Raw genomic sequence first — 1,327 nt, forward strand, 5'->3', positions numbered from 1 at the left:
TTTCATCTTCACATGGACAAGATCTGTTTTATCATCCTGATTTATACAAGCGATATGCGTTTATTTATAGAGACTGATAGCTAATCAAGTCTAGCATGGATTATCCCTTACGTTTAACGTACTTAATACGAGGTGGGAAGTGAAGAATGGAAGAGATTATGACAAAGGTCTTGAAAGATGAAAGATTGGATGACTATCCAATCTTTCAAAAGTTTTGTCTACTTAAAGAAAAAGGGCTACGAAAGGAATCTTTTAACTACCTATCTTCTTTTATAAATGAAGCAACGGGATGGGAGGAGAAAAAACGAGAGCATTTTGTCTGTTGGCTATTTGGCTTGTTTGAAGGATCAGATCATATCCATCACTTGCTCGTTTACCCACTAGAAGAAAATGTATTAAAGCCTATCCTGAATACTTGGATGAAAAAAGATCCCAAGGATTCAAGACCATTTAGGTGGTATGGTCTGTTTTTACAAACGGAAAATCGCATTGAATACTTAAACAAAGCAATTGAACTTGGTGGCAAAAGTGAACAGTTAGCTGTGCTGAAACTAATTAATCTCCATTTTGATTCGCTTTGGTTTTCATTTCACCATTTATCTGAAGATTTGTACTTAGGCAATGTCGAAGAAGATTTGCTCCTTATCTCTACGTTACAGCTACTAAATAACAAAGTGGAATGTCAACAAAGGAGGAAAACAGTTGAAACCGATATCAACTATTATAGAGAGCTGTTGAATGACTGGATAGAATTTGAAAGCGAACAAGAAAATGATTTTGTTCAGTGGTGCAAGAATAGAGGGAAAGATTATCCTTGGACCACTGCTTATTATTATGAAAAATAATGAAATTTCCTTATGAGCGAACTCAATAGATAAGCTAACAAGATGAGCAATCTCCTTTGCTCATCTTGTTTCGTTCGTGTTAGTTGAATCCTGGTTAATTTTTATTCATTAAACCATTTGTTTAGTTGGGCGAATTAAGATTTCACTTACCGCTACTGTTTCAGGTGTGCTAATGGCATATGCTACTGCATCTGCCACATCACTTGATTATAGTGAAAACCCTTCTTCCCCTTTGCTCATAAGATCTCTTACTGATTCGCGGTCTGCAGCATGATTAATCGTTAAGCTATTTTGTTAACGCATGGCCATAGTGACCATATTCAAGGTACAGCAAAATGGATCCAGCATTTTGATATTCCTATTTATGCCCACGAGAAAGAATTAACGTACATTAATGGTGAAGTACCTTATCCGAATAAAAATGTACTTGAACAGAATGGTGTAAAACACAAGGTTCAACCGTTGACAGAGGAAATCCTTTC

General features: G+C 36.0%; 1 protein-coding gene and 1 pseudogene. Both read left to right on the forward strand.

Annotated features, from left to right (window positions below):
* Nucleotides 1-146: 146 nt before the first annotated feature.
* A complete protein-coding gene (locus AMD01_RS18910; protein ID WP_053403016.1) occupies nucleotides 147-845 on the forward strand; it encodes a hypothetical protein in 699 nt (232 codons plus the stop codon).
* A 285-nt stretch (nucleotides 846-1,130) separates the two neighbouring features.
* Nucleotides 1,131-1,327, forward strand: a pseudogene (locus AMD01_RS23730) (MBL fold metallo-hydrolase); the annotation flags it as partial.

This window comes from Priestia koreensis (assembly GCF_001274935.1).
GTDB lineage: Bacteria > Bacillota > Bacilli > Bacillales > Bacillaceae_H > Bacillus_AG > Bacillus_AG koreensis.